Source organism: Lysobacter terrae, from assembly GCF_054782215.1.
In genome coordinates, this window is record NZ_BAAGSX010000008.1 from 602,911 (window position 1) to 617,489 (window position 14,579).

Annotated in this window: 9 protein-coding genes; 3 read left to right on the forward strand and 6 right to left on the reverse strand. The window is 64.8% G+C overall.

Translation table 11 applies throughout. The annotated features are described in order from the left end of the window. Nucleotides 1-3: 3 nt before the first annotated feature. From ACYVJ8_RS14410 to ACYVJ8_RS14425, 4 genes are read right to left on the reverse strand one after another with little or no spacing between them, the layout of a single operon-like run. Complete coding sequence (locus ACYVJ8_RS14410) at nucleotides 4-783, reverse strand: L,D-transpeptidase family protein (protein WP_460713564.1); 780 nt, start codon at nucleotides 781-783, stop codon at nucleotides 4-6. Next, nucleotides 780-1,877 carry a dipeptide epimerase gene (locus ACYVJ8_RS14415; protein ID WP_460713567.1) on the reverse strand — a complete coding sequence of 366 codons (1,098 nt, stop codon included), beginning with the start codon at nucleotides 1,875-1,877 and terminating at the stop codon, nucleotides 780-782. Before ACYVJ8_RS14415 ends, ACYVJ8_RS14410 begins: the two co-directional genes overlap by 4 nt. A 37-nt stretch (nucleotides 1,878-1,914) precedes the next feature. Next, the gene (locus ACYVJ8_RS14420) at nucleotides 1,915-3,306 is read right to left on the reverse strand and encodes a C40 family peptidase (protein ID WP_460713569.1); all 1,392 of its coding nucleotides are present in this window, start codon (nucleotides 3,304-3,306) and stop codon (nucleotides 1,915-1,917) included. A 2-nt stretch (nucleotides 3,307-3,308) separates the two neighbouring features. Continuing rightward, a complete protein-coding gene (locus tag ACYVJ8_RS14425; protein WP_460713571.1) occupies nucleotides 3,309-4,469 on the reverse strand; it encodes a DUF819 family protein in 1,161 nt (386 codons plus the stop codon). Between the two features lie 138 nt (nucleotides 4,470-4,607). Here ACYVJ8_RS14425 and ACYVJ8_RS14430 point away from each other — a divergent pair, with 138 nt between their 5' ends. After that, entirely contained in the window at nucleotides 4,608-6,191 is a 1,584-nt protein-coding gene (locus tag ACYVJ8_RS14430; RefSeq protein ID WP_460713573.1) for a serine hydrolase domain-containing protein, read from the forward strand. Between the two features lie 72 nt (nucleotides 6,192-6,263). On the opposite strand, the gene ACYVJ8_RS14435 is transcribed toward ACYVJ8_RS14430, so the two are convergent. Then, nucleotides 6,264-7,811 carry a discoidin domain-containing protein gene (locus tag ACYVJ8_RS14435; RefSeq protein WP_460713575.1) on the reverse strand — a complete coding sequence of 516 codons (1,548 nt, stop codon included), beginning with the start codon at nucleotides 7,809-7,811 and terminating at the stop codon, nucleotides 6,264-6,266. Nucleotides 7,812-8,402: 591 nt separating this feature from the next. Between ACYVJ8_RS14435 and ACYVJ8_RS14440 the strand changes: the two genes are divergently transcribed. Further along, nucleotides 8,403-11,483 carry a TonB-dependent receptor gene (locus tag ACYVJ8_RS14440; protein ID WP_460713577.1) on the forward strand — a complete coding sequence of 1,027 codons (3,081 nt, stop codon included), beginning with the start codon at nucleotides 8,403-8,405 and terminating at the stop codon, nucleotides 11,481-11,483. 130 nt (nucleotides 11,484-11,613) lie between these two features. After that, on the forward strand, nucleotides 11,614-13,146 hold the full coding sequence (locus tag ACYVJ8_RS14445) for a tryptophan halogenase family protein (RefSeq protein WP_460713579.1): 1,533 nt from the start codon (nucleotides 11,614-11,616) through the stop codon (nucleotides 13,144-13,146). Between the two features lie 95 nt (nucleotides 13,147-13,241). Here ACYVJ8_RS14445 and ACYVJ8_RS14450 read toward each other — a convergent pair whose 3' ends face one another. Continuing rightward, on the reverse strand, nucleotides 13,242-14,507 hold the full coding sequence (locus ACYVJ8_RS14450) for an AGE family epimerase/isomerase (protein ID WP_460713581.1): 1,266 nt from the start codon (nucleotides 14,505-14,507) through the stop codon (nucleotides 13,242-13,244). Nucleotides 14,508-14,579: the final 72 nt, after the last annotated feature.

Below are 14,579 nucleotides of genomic sequence, written 5' to 3' on the forward strand. Positions count from 1 at the left end.
TGGTTAGTGCTCAGGCAATGCGGGCAAGTCCCACTGCTTGCGCAAACGCCGGTACTCGGCGTCGGGCAACAGCACGAACACAGGCTTGGCTTGTGGGTCGAGCCAGCCAAGCATCTGCTCCATGACTGCGTCCGCCATCGCAGTGCAGCCCGACGTCGGCTCGCCGGGCATCTTCCACAAATGCGCGAAGATGCAGCTGCCCGCACCCGGCTGCGCGTTGGGATTGTGCTCGATGACGAAGCCGAGCCGATAGCGGGCATCGCCGTTGGCATGCAGGTCGCGGCGCATCGGTTCGGTCGAACCGGCCACGGCCTGCTCGCCCACGTCCCGCGCATCGACGATGCGGTTGTAGAGCGGCGACGCCGGAATGTCGATGCAGTAATCGCCAGCGTCCATGGCGCTATACGGCCACGCACCCATCGCGTCACCCGCGTATCCGAACGCCGTGCCCAAGGTGAACACGCCCGCCGGCGCACGGCCGTCGCCCTCGCGCTTCTGCGGTCCGCTGGCCTGGGCGGGATGCAGGCCGATACCCCAGGCGGTGCCGGCACGCCCAACCATCACCGGTGCGGCGCTGCCGACTTCACGCCAGCGCGCACCTGACGGCTTCTCGAAACGGCGCAGTTCGCCGCGGTCGACATTCCAGTCGGCTGTGGTTACCACGATCAGCTGCCGCGCGTTCGACCAGGGCAGCGCGCTGCGTGGCGCACTTGCGCATGCGGCAAGCGACAGCGCGAATACGGCAAGCGCGAAGCGATGCGGGCGGCGGTGAAAGGTCATCATGCCGTAATCGGCTCCAGTCCCTGAATCCGGCGGATGCCCAGGCCCGGCGCGTCGGTAACCGAAATTTCCGACTCGTTGAAGTTCACCCCGCCCTCCACCGGGTTGTAGGCGCACAGCGACGGCCCGTCGAGATCTACCTTGGTGATCGCGTCCGACTTCGCCACCGCCAGGTGCACGGCCGCGGCGACGCTGATGCTGGATTCGAGCATGCAGCCGATCATGCACTCCACGCCGTACAGAGCGGCGATGTCGGCGATGCGGATCGCGTTGGACAGGCCGCCGGTCTTCATCAGTTTGATATTGACGATGTCGGCCGCGCGCATGCGGATGAGGTCGATGACTTCAGCCGGGCCGAACACGCTTTCGTCGGCCATGATCGGGGTGTGGACGTGCGAGGTGACGTAGCGCATGCCATCCAGGTCCCGCGCCTTCACCGGTTGTTCGACCAGCTCCAGGCGCACGCCCGCCTCCTCGAGCATGGTGATGGCGTAGACGGCCTGCTTCGCGGTCCAGCCCTGGTTGGCATCTAGGCGAAGCAGGGCGCGGCCTTCGACCGCGGCGTAGATCGCCTTGACCCGCTCGATGTCGACGCCGATGTGCTTGCCGACCTTGATCTTCAGCGATTCGAAGCCGCGGTCCACCGCGCTTATCGAATCGGCCACCATCTTGTCGATGTCGTCGACGCTGATGGTGATGTCGGTGGTGATCACCGGGTCGCCGCCGCCCAGCATCTTGTAGAGGGGCGCACCGTGGAGCTGGCCGAACAGGTCGTACACCGCGATCTCCACCGCGGCCTTGGCGCTGGTGTTCTTTTCCAGCGCGCCCTGGATCAGCTGGGTGATGCGGTTGAGGTTGGCGACGTCCTGGCCGATCACCCGCGGCGCGATGAACTTGCGGATCGCTTCGAGGATCGACCCGTGCGTATCGCCGGTGATCACGGCCGTGGCCGGCGCTTCGCCATAGCCGACATGGCCGGTGTCGGTATGCAGTTCGACGACGATGTCCTCGACCGCGGCGACCGTACGCAATGCGGTCTTGAAGGGAGTCTTCAGCGGGACTTTCAGCAGGCCGAAGCGGATGTCGGTGATTTTCATGCAGCCTTGCGCGGGGAGTGGAGGCCGATAACAGCTGTCAGGGGCGGATGCGCTGGATGTCGGTGATGCGGTCGACGTAGGTCTGTTTGCTGTTGAACAGCAAAGGCGTCAGCGGCGAAACGGTGACGCCGTTGGTCTTGGCACGGCGCTCGGTACCGTCGGCGTCGCGCCAGGTGAGTCCCGTGGTGTCGTGGATCACGTAGGGCTCGCCGTCGACCTGCCCGATCACCATCATCACGTGACCCGGGATGTAGATCAGATCGCCGACCTGCAGCTCGCGCACGAGCGTCATGCGCTTGGTGCGATTGTCCTTTCCGCTCAGCGCGATGCGGTTCATCAGCGCGGGACTGGCGGCCTGGTCGCCGGTATTGCGCGGCAGCTCCACGCCCATGCTGCGATACACCTCGGACACGAAGCCGCTGCAGTCGCGCGCATCGTAGCCGTGGCCCCAGCCGTAGCGCTCGCCCAGGAAGCGGAAGCCCTGGCGAATGATATTGGCCTGGGTGAGCGGGAGGTAATCGTTGCCGGTGGCTTCCCGGCGCGGCAGCAGCGCGGGTGTCAGACGCAAGCTGCCGTCATCGCTGCGCACCGGCAGTTCGATCACGTGCGCGGTATAGCCGTGCTGGCCGTTGACCGGCTCCGATTTCGGCCAGTTGGCAAGCACGGGAACGCGAGCGCCCATGTCGATCTGCAGTTCGGACACGGCCGGCGCTTCCGGGGTGAACACGGTCTGCACCTTGCCGCCGGTGACGATGCGATACGGCGTCTTGCGTCCGTAGGCCAGCACCACATCCTTCGCGCCGATAGCGACGAAGCGCTTCTCGATCCAGGCCGCATAGCGCGGACTGACCACGAACCACCAGGCGCCGTCGCGGCTTTCGTGCGCGATCGCGACCGGGTCGCCAGGAAACAGCGCGCTTTCCTGGAAGCGGTCGATGTCGCGGTCGTCCGGCGAGCGGAATACGCGCTGCGCGGTTGGAAAAGTGCGTAGTGCGGCGCGGTGCACCACTAAGCCGTAGCGGGTGTCGCGCGTGGCGGGCACATTGGCGAGATTCGCGTTGTCGACGGCCGCGGCGATCGTCGACGCTGGTACGGGCTGCCCTTGCTCGTCGAACAGCGGCTTGCTCGGCGGCGTCGACAGCGGCGCAAGCCACTGCAGCACCGCTTCTCGCGTCAACGCGGCGGGTAGCGCGTCGAGGTCGTGCATGCTCTTGTCGAGCGCATGCAGGCGTGCGTTCTGCGCCGCGATCGCCTGTGTATCGAGCACGACGCGATCGGCATCAGGCAGGCGGTCGATCCAGTACTGCGGCTCCAACTGCGCCGCTTCCACGCCGATCACGCCGGTGTCTGCGGGCACCTTCCAGTCGCGTGCCTGCAGCGGCAGCGCGGCGAGCAGCAGGGCAACGGCGAAGCAGGCGCGAAGACGCATGATCAGATTCCGGGAGAGGGCGACAGCGAGGACAGCAAGCCGGCCATCGACAGGCCTACGCCCGTGCCCAGCACGAGGCCCAGCGTCGCCAGCAACACCGCCGCCGGCACCAGCGCCCGCGAATACGTGGCGGCCAGCACCGGCGCGGTCGCGACGCCGCCGATCTGCGCGAGCGACGCGATACCGCACAGATGCAGATCGAAGCGGAACAGCCGTGCCATCGCGGCGAGCAGCACGACGTGCAACAGCAGCACGCAGAAGCCAGCCGCGACGAACAAGGGCGCGGTCGCCAGGCCCGCGAAATTGCTCTGCGAGGCGAGCACCGCCACCAGCAACGCCAGCATGGCGCTGGCCAGGGGCGCAGGCACCGGCGAGTGCGCCGCCGTCGTTCGCGCCAGCACCAGTCCGGCGATCGTCGCGATAAGCACCGTCCATGCCGTCGCTGTCAGCATGCCGCTCACCGGCAGCCGCGCCGCGAGCACGCTCGACACATTGCCGACCGCAAGTGCGACGCCCAGCCACAGCAGCACGTTGCCCGCGCCCGCGGTGCCGGTGGGATGCGCTTCCGTTACCGGCAAAGGAGGGCGCGTGTCGGCGCGAGTCCAGCGATCGAACGCCGGCGCGAAGCGCGCCGCCGAGAACAGCACCACCACCCATACCGAATAGCACAGCGCGTCGGCCAGCAGCACCGACGGCAGCAGGTTGTCGGGCAGGCCGATCGACTGCTTGACCGCGACGAGATTGGCAGAACCGCCCGTCCATGTCGCGCTCAACGCCGACAGCATCATCCAGCCTTGCGCCGGCAAGGCATGGCGGAACAGCAGGTACACGATCGCGATCGCAGCCAGGATGCTCGCCATCGCACAGGCGAACACCGCGAGCATGCGCGGCCCGAGCTTGAGAATCGCGCGCAGGTCGCAACCTATCATCAGCAGGAACAGCAGCGCCGGCAGCAACTGCGCGGTCAGCGTGCGCTGCGCAGCGGTTATGTCATCGCTCGCCTGCCAGGTCCCGGACACGGCGAGCGCAGTGACGAACAGGTAAGTCAGGACGATCGGCGGCAGCACCGAGAACAGCCGCCACCCATAGCGCCGCTCCAGCGTTGGGAACAGGCCAGCCGCAAGCAGCAGCACCGCGACGTAGGGCCAAACCGTGTCGATCATCCGCTTGCTGGTTCCCCGGGACGTGCCGTCCGACCTTCGGAATGGAAGCTTTTTAGTTTCAGATAGTCAATCCGCACCAAGCCAGGGCAGGAGCATGACCTGTTGCTGATCGCCGGTGCCGGCGCCTAAGGTGCGTCCATGAGTTCGAACTACAACGCGCGGCCCGGCATGAAGATCCTCTGCACCTTGCTGCTAGGTTTGTTGCTTACGCCGGCCGCGATGGCGGCCGGGCCATCGGCGGAGCCGGCGTTCGACGCGGCGGTTGACGACATCATGGCGCGCTACCGGGTGCCGAGCCTGGCTGTGGGCGTCGTCGAGAACGGTCGGATCGTCTACACGCGCACGGCGGGCGAGCTCGTCGCGGGCGAGGGACATAAGGTCGATTCGCAGACGCTGTTCAAGATCGCCTCCAACACCAAGGCGATGACCACGGCCTTGCTTGCGCGGCTGGTCGATGCAGGCAAGCTGCAGTGGAACGACCCGGTGGTCAAATACCTGCCGCAGTTCCGCATGTACGACCCGTGGGTGACGAAGAACATGCAGGTTCGCGACCTGCTGATCCACAACAGCGGTCTGCGTGCCGGCGCCGGTGACCTGATGTTGTGGCCGGAGCCGAATACGTTCACGCGCACCGACATCATTCGCGGCCTGTCGTATCTGAAGCCCCAGTACAGCTTCCGCTCGCGCTACGACTACGACAACCTGCTGTACATCGTCGCCGGCGAAGTAGCGGCCGCCGCGGGCGGTGCGCCTTACGAAACCCTGGTCCGCCGCGAAGTATTCGAGCCATTGGGCATGAAGCGCTGCCAGGTGGGGGAGTGGCGCCCGGACCAAGTCGGCAACGTTGCGCAACCGCACATGCGCCAGGACGGACGCAACGTGCCCGTGCGAAGCGACGGCGACGTGGTCCGTGCCAGCACCATGGAGGCGGCGGGCGGTATTCGCTGCAGCCTGGACGACATGCTGGTCTGGATGCGGGCGTGGTTGTCGCCGCAAGGCGCGGCGAAGGATTGGCTCTCGCCGGCGCAGCGTGCGGCAGTGTGGACGCCGCAAATGGCGATGCCCTTGTCCAAGCGCATGCGCGAGTGGGATGGCAGTCACTTCTCGGCCTACGGCTACGGTTGGCGGCTGGCCGATGTCGACGGCCGTTTCAAGGTCGCGCACACCGGCACGTTGATGGGGATGTACTCGGCGGTGACGATGCTGCCCGACCAGAACGTGGGCTTCGTGATCCTGATCAGCGGCGATGGCGACGAGGCGCGCGCGGTGCTGACGGAGGTGCTGATCAAGCACTACACCCGGCGCGATCCGGCGCTGACGGTTGCGCACTACGCCGGTCTGATTGCAGCGGAAGAGGCGGGACGGCCGGTGGGCGAAAAGGCGCCCGATACCTCCAATCGGCGCAAGGCCACTGCTGCGGAATTACGGACGCGCCTAGGCGTCTATCGCGATCCCTGGTTCGGCGAAATCTCGCTGTGCCCCGCGGGCGAGGGCGTGCGCCTGCGCGCCGCGCGCTCCCCGCTGCTGGACGGCGTCGTGCAGCGCGTGGGCGAACGCTGGCTGGTCGACTGGGACGACGTCAGCGTCGATGTCGAAGCCTGGCTGCAGTTCGGCGGCGGCAAGGCGCAACCGGACCTGCGCATGAGCAAGGTCGATCCGCAGGCCGACTTCAGCTACGACTACGAGGATCTGGCGTTCACCCGCCTGCGCGCGTGTCCGTAATTCGATGGCGCGGTCGACGAACGACCGCGCCATCCCGGTAGTGCACAGCCTTGGATGCGCGGCTGTGGCTGATCAATACACCTCGAACTCGTAGATTCGCGCCGCCGCATTGCCATCCTGGGCTGGCGTGGTGATGTTCAGCCGTACATAGCGCGCGGTGCGGGCGGTGATCGCGTGCGTGCTCGTGCTGGCGGTGTTGCCGCTGACCGTCGTCACCGTGGTCCAGGACGAGCCGTTGCTGGATACCTGGATGTTGAAGTCGCGGCTGTTCCAGGCCGCCGACTCGCCACCGGCGCCGGCATGCTTGATCACGAAGCGCTTCACGGTCTGCGACGAACCCAGGTCCACGCGCAGCCATTTGGACGTGGCGAGCGAGCAGAACTTATCGGTAGTGCCGCCGGATACGCTGCCGTTGACCGCCTTGGCCGGGCCCTCGTTCGCATTGCACGCGGTGGAACCCGTTGCCGCCTTGTTGAGTGCGAGATTGATCTCGCCCACGGATACGGTGTCGGTGCGGGTCGCGACGCGGCCGTCGTTGTCGGTCACAGTCAACGTCACCGTATAGCCGCCGTTCGCCGCATAGGTGTGGATCGGGCTGGTCGCCGTGGAGGTACTGCCGTCGCCGAAGTTCCAGCTGCGCGACACGATGGTGCCGTCGGGATCCGTCGAAGCATCGGTGAAGGTGACGGTGGTGCCGTTGACGGAATAACTGAAGTTGGCGACCGGAATCTTGCCGACGTCGACGGCGTTGTTGATGGCCGCGGCGTATTGCGCGGCCGTGCCTTGCGCCGAGCACGCCTGGATATCGTCATAGAGCCAGATGAAACCGCCGGCGATGCCTACCGACGTCACCCAGTTGGTCATCTTGCTCTGTACGGTGGCGGGGCTGTCGCCCGAGCTGCAGCCCGTGCCGTGCTTGGACCACAGGCCGGGATCGACGGTCATGCCCATCGCGGTCGACCACTGGCCCGGATCGTTGAACGCGCCGCCGTCGTAGACCTGCAGATAGATGCCGTCGACCTTGCCGGCCAGGTTGTTCTTCAGGTTCTGCCAGAACGTCTGCTGGGTGTAGGGCGTGAACGTGATCGAGTAGCCCAGATTCCACAGCATGTTGCCGAACTGCGTGGCGGAATTGAGGTCGTAGGCGCTTTCGTCGTCGAAGTTCGCCGCATCGGCGCCGGTGGCGGCCTTCAGCGCCTGGAAGTTGCGGTAGAGGATGCTGGTGGAGCCAGTGCCCTGCGCCGCGATTAGGTCGCGGACGTGTTCGAAGTCGGCCACGCCGCCGGAGCCGATCGAGATTTCGATGCGCTTCACCGAGGTCGGCGCCTGCTTCAGCGTAGCCAGCCGCGTGGACCAAGCCGCGTCGCCGACGTAGGCGCCGTTGGAGGCGACGAGCTTGTCGTTGAGATACAGATTGCCGGTGTTGGCTTCGACGTGAATGCTCCACAGCATCACGGTCGTGAAGCCGGATGCGCGCAGGTCGTCCATCACCGCCTGGCCGCCGCTATAGAACGGGCCACCGCCAAAGATCGCCGAGTCGGCCGATGCACTCGGCGGCCCCAGACAGGCACCGAGCAGGAAAACCGACAGCAGGGCATTTCTGCGAATTCGACTGAACACAATGAACTCCTTTCGTCAGTGGCCGATGGCGCGGTCGGTGCCGTCGAACGAGCGCACTCCGCGCCAGTCGCCGCGGACTGCGGCGGACGCGGACTATTCGACCGAGTCCGTTTGCCGGTCAAATTTTGGATCGATATAAATTATTTAAAACGATCCAATTGGTCTTTCGGCCTAGCCAACTCTCGGAAGAATCAAGGAGTTGCCGCTCAACAGCGGGCTCGGCTCGAGCACGGCCAGGTCAGGACGAGGGCCCGGCTATCGCCGCAGTGCAGCAAGGTTTTTGCGCCAGGCACGCCAATCGAGCCTCTAGATTTTCTTTGCAAGTCAAAAAGTTACATTGAATTTTCGTAGCTGCGCCGTTTCGCTCCGACCGCATCGCCTGGAACCGAAATGCCCGAGAATCCCCACTTCTGTTGCGCAGCAGCATGCGATCGGCTCGAGGTCGTGCTACAAACTCGGCAAAGTCGTTTTAGATCGATCAAATTTTCAGGTCGAGGCAATTGCCGCAGCCAGGCAGTTCGGCAGCACATCAGTGACGCAATTGGATCGATTACGCCGTCAGTGCAACGCAACAGTCGATTGAGGGGAGACATGGGTATGAAACACGTGCGTCATACGCCGACGATGCTGGCGGTCGCGCTGGCGGCTTCGCTGTACGGCCCCGCCGTCATGGCGCAGGAAGCCGCAGCCTCGACGGCGTCGGAACAAACCGATGCGAAGAAGCGCGATGCCACCTCGCTGGAGGAGGTCACCGTCACTGGCTATCGCTACTCGATCGAGAAGAGCCTCGATCAGAAGCGCAACGCCAACGCGATCGTCGACGTCATTACGGCGGAAGACGTCAGCAAGTTCCCCGACAAGAACGTCGCCGACGCACTGCAGCGCGTGCCGGGTGTCGTCATCGATCGCAGCGGCGGCGAGGGCAAGCACGTCAGCGTCCGCGGCCTGTCTTCGGACCTGACCCTGACCGAGTTGAACGGCAACTACATCGCCTCGTCCGAGAGCAATAGCGAGGCCTCGCGTTCCTTCAACTACACGCTGCTGCCGTCGAACATGCTGGGCAGCGCGGAACTGTTCAAGTCGCCGGAAGCGCGCCTCGACGAAGGCGGCATCGGCGGCACCGTGATCCTGCACAGCCGCCGTCCGCTGGAGATGGAATCCAACTCGGGCTACGTCTCGCTGGAAGGCACCTACTCCGACACCAGCAAGACCACCGATCCGCAGCTGTCGGCCCAGTACGCCTGGCACAGCAAAGACGAGCGTTTCGGCTTCCTGGTGGGTGCGACCAAGCAGAAGCGCACCGCCCGCCGCATGGAAGTCGACACCGAGAACTGGAACTGGTACTCGGATGGCACCACGCCGCAGACCGATGTCAATGGCCACGCCTACTCCAACGGTGGTCTCAACACCTGGTGGGGCGGCGACCATGGCATCAACACCCAGACCGGGCAGAACACTCCCCAGCAGAACTACAACAATTTCGCCCTGCCGACCTCCGTCAATTTCGGCGTGCGTGACGAAGAGCGCGAGCGCACGGGCCTGCAACTGACCTACCAGTTCAAGCCTAGCGACGACCTGACCCTGACCGCGAACTACTTCCGCTTCGACCTGAAGGGCAACTACACCTTCAACCAGCTGAAGGTTCCCGAGTGGAACCTCGCCCGCGTTTCGGCCGACTGGGCCGGCGAATATCCCACTGAGTGGCAGACCGGCAAGCTGCTCAACCAGTTTTTCTTCGACCCCAGCGGCACGATCGTCACCGGCGCCCAATACGAGAAGCTGCCCGGCAAGACGTATATCTGCGACGCGCCCGGATTCGGCTCGGACGATTGCACCGTGCCGACGCCGCAGCTTACCGGCGGCTACAGCCGCGAGAAGACCAAGGCGGAAGTCGCCGACATCGAGATGGACTGGAATGTCAGCGAGCTGTTCCGCCTGCACGCGGCTGGCGGCCGGACCTGGTCCAGTGGCGGTCCGTCGATGAATTTCCGCATGTCGGCCAAGCCGCGCCGGTTTATCAACGGCGCCTGGCAAGCCGGCAACACCTACAGTGGATGGGACCTGACCGGCACGCCGACCTTGACGGTGTCGCCGAACCTGCAGGACGTGCTGAAGTCCGGCGTGGCCGAGATCGACCTGGGTTCGACCGACTCGTCCTGGATGGAAACCAGCGTCACGCAGGATCACTTCCAGATCGACGCTACCAAGTTGTTCGAAAGCGGCTGGCTGGATTCGCTGCAGTTCGGCGTCAAGTTCCGTGACGGTAGGGTGCACCGCAACACCGGCAACACCTACTGGGTTTGCCAGGGTGCGGATCCAGCGGACTACAGCCAGCGTTACCAGACGGGTTGCGATCCCACCGCCGGCACCGCCCAGCCGGGCTTCTTCCTGTCCAATCCGATCGACAACATCGCGGGCGGCTTCAACGCCAACGTGTTCCCCGGCATCGACTTCCCGGCCTACATCGATTACCTGAACAACCGTTACGGTGGTGCGCAGCGCCGTCGGGAGCCCGACTTCATCTACAACGTCGGCGAAGAAATCAATGCCGGCTATTTCCAGGCCAACTTCCGCACCGAACGCCTGCGCGGCAACGTCGGCGTGAGGCTGGTGAATACCAAGCAGCATGCCGAAGCGACCGACTCTGTCGAGAAGTTCCAGCGCCTGCTGGAGCGGGACGCGAACGGCGTCCTGATTCCGTGCGACGCCAGCAACCCGCCGCCCGGCAGGAGCTGCCAGGGTGGTTACGTGTGGCTGGACGAACGCGAAAAGTCGTTCAACTTGGTTTCGTTGGACAAGACCTATAACGACGTGCTGCCCAGCTTCAACATCGCTTGGGACGTGACAGACGACATCGTGCTGCGCGGCGCCGCGTCCAAGGTCATCGCGCGGCCGGTCTTTACCGACATCGCCCGCCCGGGCGGCCTTCAGTTCATCAGCGATCAGTACGCGGCGGACCGCGCCGCGATCGGCGGCGGTGGTCAGGCAGGTTGGTCCGGCAGCGGCGCCAATCGCGATCTGGATCCGTTCGAGGCCACCCAGTACGACATCGGCGTGGAGTGGTACTTCCATCCCGGCTCGGTCGCCGGCATCGACCTGTTCCGCAAGAACGTCAAGAACTTCATCGTGGATGCGGTCTTCGACCAGCAGTTGGAAGTCGATGGCCAGACGGTGACGGTCCAGGACTTCTCGACCCAGGTCAATGGCCGCGACGGCGTCTCCCAGGGCGTCGAAGTGTACGCGCAGCACACCTTCGACTTCGGCCTGGGCTTGCAGGCGAACTACACCTACAACGACACCAACCTGGCCAAGGTGGTCCTGGCTGACGGCACGGAACTCGGCAAGACGCCGTTGCCGGGCAGTGCGAAGAACCAGGCCAACTTCACGGTCTTCTACGAAACCGACAAGTTCCTGGCGCGTGCGTCGTACAACCGCCGCGGTGAAATCGTGGGCGCCCTGACCAACGGCCTCAGCGTCTACACCGAGCCGTACACGCAGATCGACCTCAACTTCGGCTACAACCTCCTGGAGAACCTGAGCGTCAACGCCTCGGTGCTGAACGTGACCAAGGAGGAGGAGCGCTCCCACCTGGGCAACGACACCGATGCGCGCTTCTACTCCGGCAACTACGCGGGCCGCATCCTGTACCTGGGTCTGACGTACAAGTTCTGATCGTACATTCGGGTCACGGATGTCAGACCTCTCTCCTCGCGCGGTTCCCTCCCCCGGCGCGAGGCTTCCACCGGCAGCTGCCGCTCCTCGGCCGCTGCCGTTTTTCTTGGTGAATAGGTATCTTGCAGTGATGAGCACCGACAACCGAATCAAGAGCGTCGTTGTCGTGGGCGGCGGCAGCGCCGGCTGGATGGCCGCAGCGATGCTGGCTACCTACCTGGGCAAGGGCGCGTCCATCCGCCTGATCGAATCCGAGGAAATCGGCATCGTCGGCGTCGGCGAGGCAAGCGTCCCGTACATGAAGGACTTCAATGCCGACATGCTGGGCATCAAGGAGGCCGACTTCGTCGCCAACACCCAGGGCACCTTCAAGCTGGGCATCCAGTTCAAGGACTGGGGCCGCATCGGCGACACGTATATCCACGGCTTCGGCACGATTGGGCAGGGCATCGGGCCGCTGCCGTTCCATCAGTTCTGGCTGAAGCTGTTCCTGTCGGGACGCGCATCGGACATCGGCGCCTATTCGCTGCAAACGACGGCCGCGCCGCGCAACAAGTTCATGGTCAGCCCGAGCAATGCACCGGCCGGCTCGCTGCTGTCGAACATCGCCTACGCCTATCACTTCGACGCGGGCCTGTATGCGCGCTACCTGCGCAATCTGTCTGAGCGCCGCGGCGTGAAGCGCACCGAAGGCAAGATCGCCGAAGTGATCCAGCGTCCGGACGATGGCTTCATTGAAGCGGTCGTGATGGAAAGCGGCGAGCGTATCGAGGGCGAATTGTTCATCGATTGCTCCGGCTTCCGCGGCCTGCTGATCGAGCAGACGCTGAAGACCGGGTACGTCGATTGGACGCAATGGCTGCCCTGCGATCGCGCGATGGCCGTGCCGTGCGAAAGCGCCGGTCCGCTGACGCCGTACACGCGTTCGACCGCGCTGAAGGCGGGCTGGCAATGGCGCATCCCGCTGCAGCACCGCGTCGGCAACGGCTACGTGTATTCCAGCAAGCACATCAGCGACGACGAGGCCGCCGCGACCCTGCTTGGGAATCTCGACGGCAAGCCGCTCGCCGATCCGCGTCCGCTGCGGTTCACGACGGGCCGCCGCAACAAGTTCTGGAACAAGAATGTGATCGCGTTCGGCTTGGCCAGCGGCTTCATGGAGCCGCTGGAATCCACCAGCATCTATCTCGTCCAGTCGGGCCTGCAGCGGTTGCTGGGGCTGTTCCCCGATCGCAACTTCGATCCCTTGCTGGCCGAGCGCTTCAATCGCGACAGCACGTTCGAATACGAACGGACCCGCGACTTCCTGATCCTGCACTACCACGCGACCCGGCGCGACGACACGCCGTTCTGGAACTACTGCCGCACGATGTCGATCCCGGACACGCTGCGCGACGCCATCGACCTGTTCCGCAATGGCGGCCGCTACTTCCGCAACGGCGAGGATTTCTTCGCGTTGCCGAGTTGGGTGCAGGTAATGCTAGGCCAGGGCATCGTGCCGCGCAGCTACCATCCGATCGTCGACGAAATGCCCGAAAGCGAGCTGGTGCAATTCGTCGACCGGGTACGTCAGGTCGTCGCCAATTGCGTCGATGCGATGCCATCGCATCAGGAATTCATCGACGGGCACTGCAAGGCGCCGGCCCTCGTCATTCCCGCGTAGGCGGGAATCCAGCGACTTTGTTGTTGCTTTCATTGGCTGCAAGAAGCCAAGACACTGGATTCCCGCCTACGCGGGAATGACAAGCGAAAGCGGCCTCAGCCGCCGCGCAGCACCCGCAACACATCGTGGCAAGCGCCCATGGTGTGGTAGTCCGTCTTACCCGCCGGGCTCTTCTCGTCGCTGTACTTGCGGTTCTCGCGATCGAGAATGCGGAACCACGCGCCGTGGCGATGATCGACCATGTGCGTCCACGCGTAATCCCACAAGCGGTCGTACCACTGCCAATAGCGTGCTTCGCCGGTAGCTGCCGCCAGGCGCGCGGCGGTCGCGAGCGACTCGGCCTGCACCCAGAAATACTTGTCGTCGTCGCAGACGAAATACTCGCCGCCTGGCAGCGACGGGCCGGGAATGTCCTTGCGCAGCGACTCCGGCGCGAAGCCGTACACCAGTCCGCCGAATTCGTTGTCCCAGGACGCGGCGACGGCGCGATCGAACAGCTCGCGCGCACGCGGCACCAGCCAGTCGGCCGGCGTTCCGGTCGCGCGCAGGTGGCCGTCGAGGATCAGCAGCAGCTTCGCCCACTCGGTCTGATGGCCGGGCTGGAAACCCCACGGCCGGAACAGGTGCTTCGGATCGTCGCGGTGGTAATCAGTGTCGACCCGCCACTGCGTGTCGTAGTGCTCCCACACCAATCCGTCGCATTGCGCGGCCTGGCGGCGGGTCATGTGATCGGCGAGGGTCAGCGCACGTTGCAGGTAGCGTGGTTCGCTACTGGCCTCATACGCGGCGAGCATCGCCTCGCACATATGCATGTTGGCGTTCTGCCCGCGATAGCCGGAGAACTGCCAGTCGCGCGTGGCCTCGTCGCGGTAGAGACCGAATTCCGGCTCCCAGTAGCGCGACTCCAGCAGGTTCCAGTGCTCGGCCATCCACGGCCGGGCTTCGTCGATGCCGGCGCTGACCGCGATCGAGTAGGCGAGCAGCACGAACGCCGCCCCGTAGCAATGCTGCATGTCGTCTTCCGGCTGCCCGTCGCGGAGCGTCCAGAAATAGCCGCCTGACACCGGATCGCGATGCTTGTCGCGCAGGTAGCGCAGGCCGTGGCGCACCGCTTCGAGGTATTCGGCGTGCAGCTTCGGATCTTCCTTGCCGAACTCGTTGGCAGCGGTCGCGTAGTTGAAGATGAAGCGCGTGCTGCTGACCAGATGCCGGTGACTGGCGTCGTAGACGCTGCCGTCGTCGCGGAAATAGTGGAAGAAGCCGCCCGCCGGATCGATGCAGCGCGGATGGTAGAACGCCATCGTCGTACGGATGTGGTCGCGCAGGAAATCCTGACTGCGGAAGTCGGGTGTAGGGGTCATGTCAGTCTCGGTCTGAGCTGTGAGAGAAGAAGTGACTTCATCGCGCGGCGAGCGTCCTGTACCTTGGCGGAC

Bases quoted from the DNA above. Each gene is read 5' to 3' on its own strand.
- ACYVJ8_RS14440 (WP_460713577.1), top strand. From the start codon at position 8,403: ATGGGTATGAAACACGTGCGTCATACGCCGACGATGCTGGCGGTCGCG.
- ACYVJ8_RS14450 (WP_460713581.1), bottom strand. From the start codon at position 14,507: ATGACCCCTACACCCGACTTCCGCAGTCAGGATTTCCTGCGCGACCAC.
- ACYVJ8_RS14430 (WP_460713573.1), top strand. From the start codon at position 4,608: ATGAGTTCGAACTACAACGCGCGGCCCGGCATGAAGATCCTCTGCACC.
- ACYVJ8_RS14410 (WP_460713564.1), bottom strand. From the start codon at position 783: ATGATGACCTTTCACCGCCGCCCGCATCGCTTCGCGCTTGCCGTATTC.
- ACYVJ8_RS14420 (WP_460713569.1), bottom strand. From the start codon at position 3,306: ATGCGTCTTCGCGCCTGCTTCGCCGTTGCCCTGCTGCTCGCCGCGCTG.
- ACYVJ8_RS14425 (WP_460713571.1), bottom strand. From the start codon at position 4,469: ATGATCGACACGGTTTGGCCCTACGTCGCGGTGCTGCTGCTTGCGGCT.
- ACYVJ8_RS14415 (WP_460713567.1), bottom strand. From the start codon at position 1,877: ATGAAAATCACCGACATCCGCTTCGGCCTGCTGAAAGTCCCGCTGAAG.
- ACYVJ8_RS14445 (WP_460713579.1), top strand. From the start codon at position 11,614: ATGAGCACCGACAACCGAATCAAGAGCGTCGTTGTCGTGGGCGGCGGC.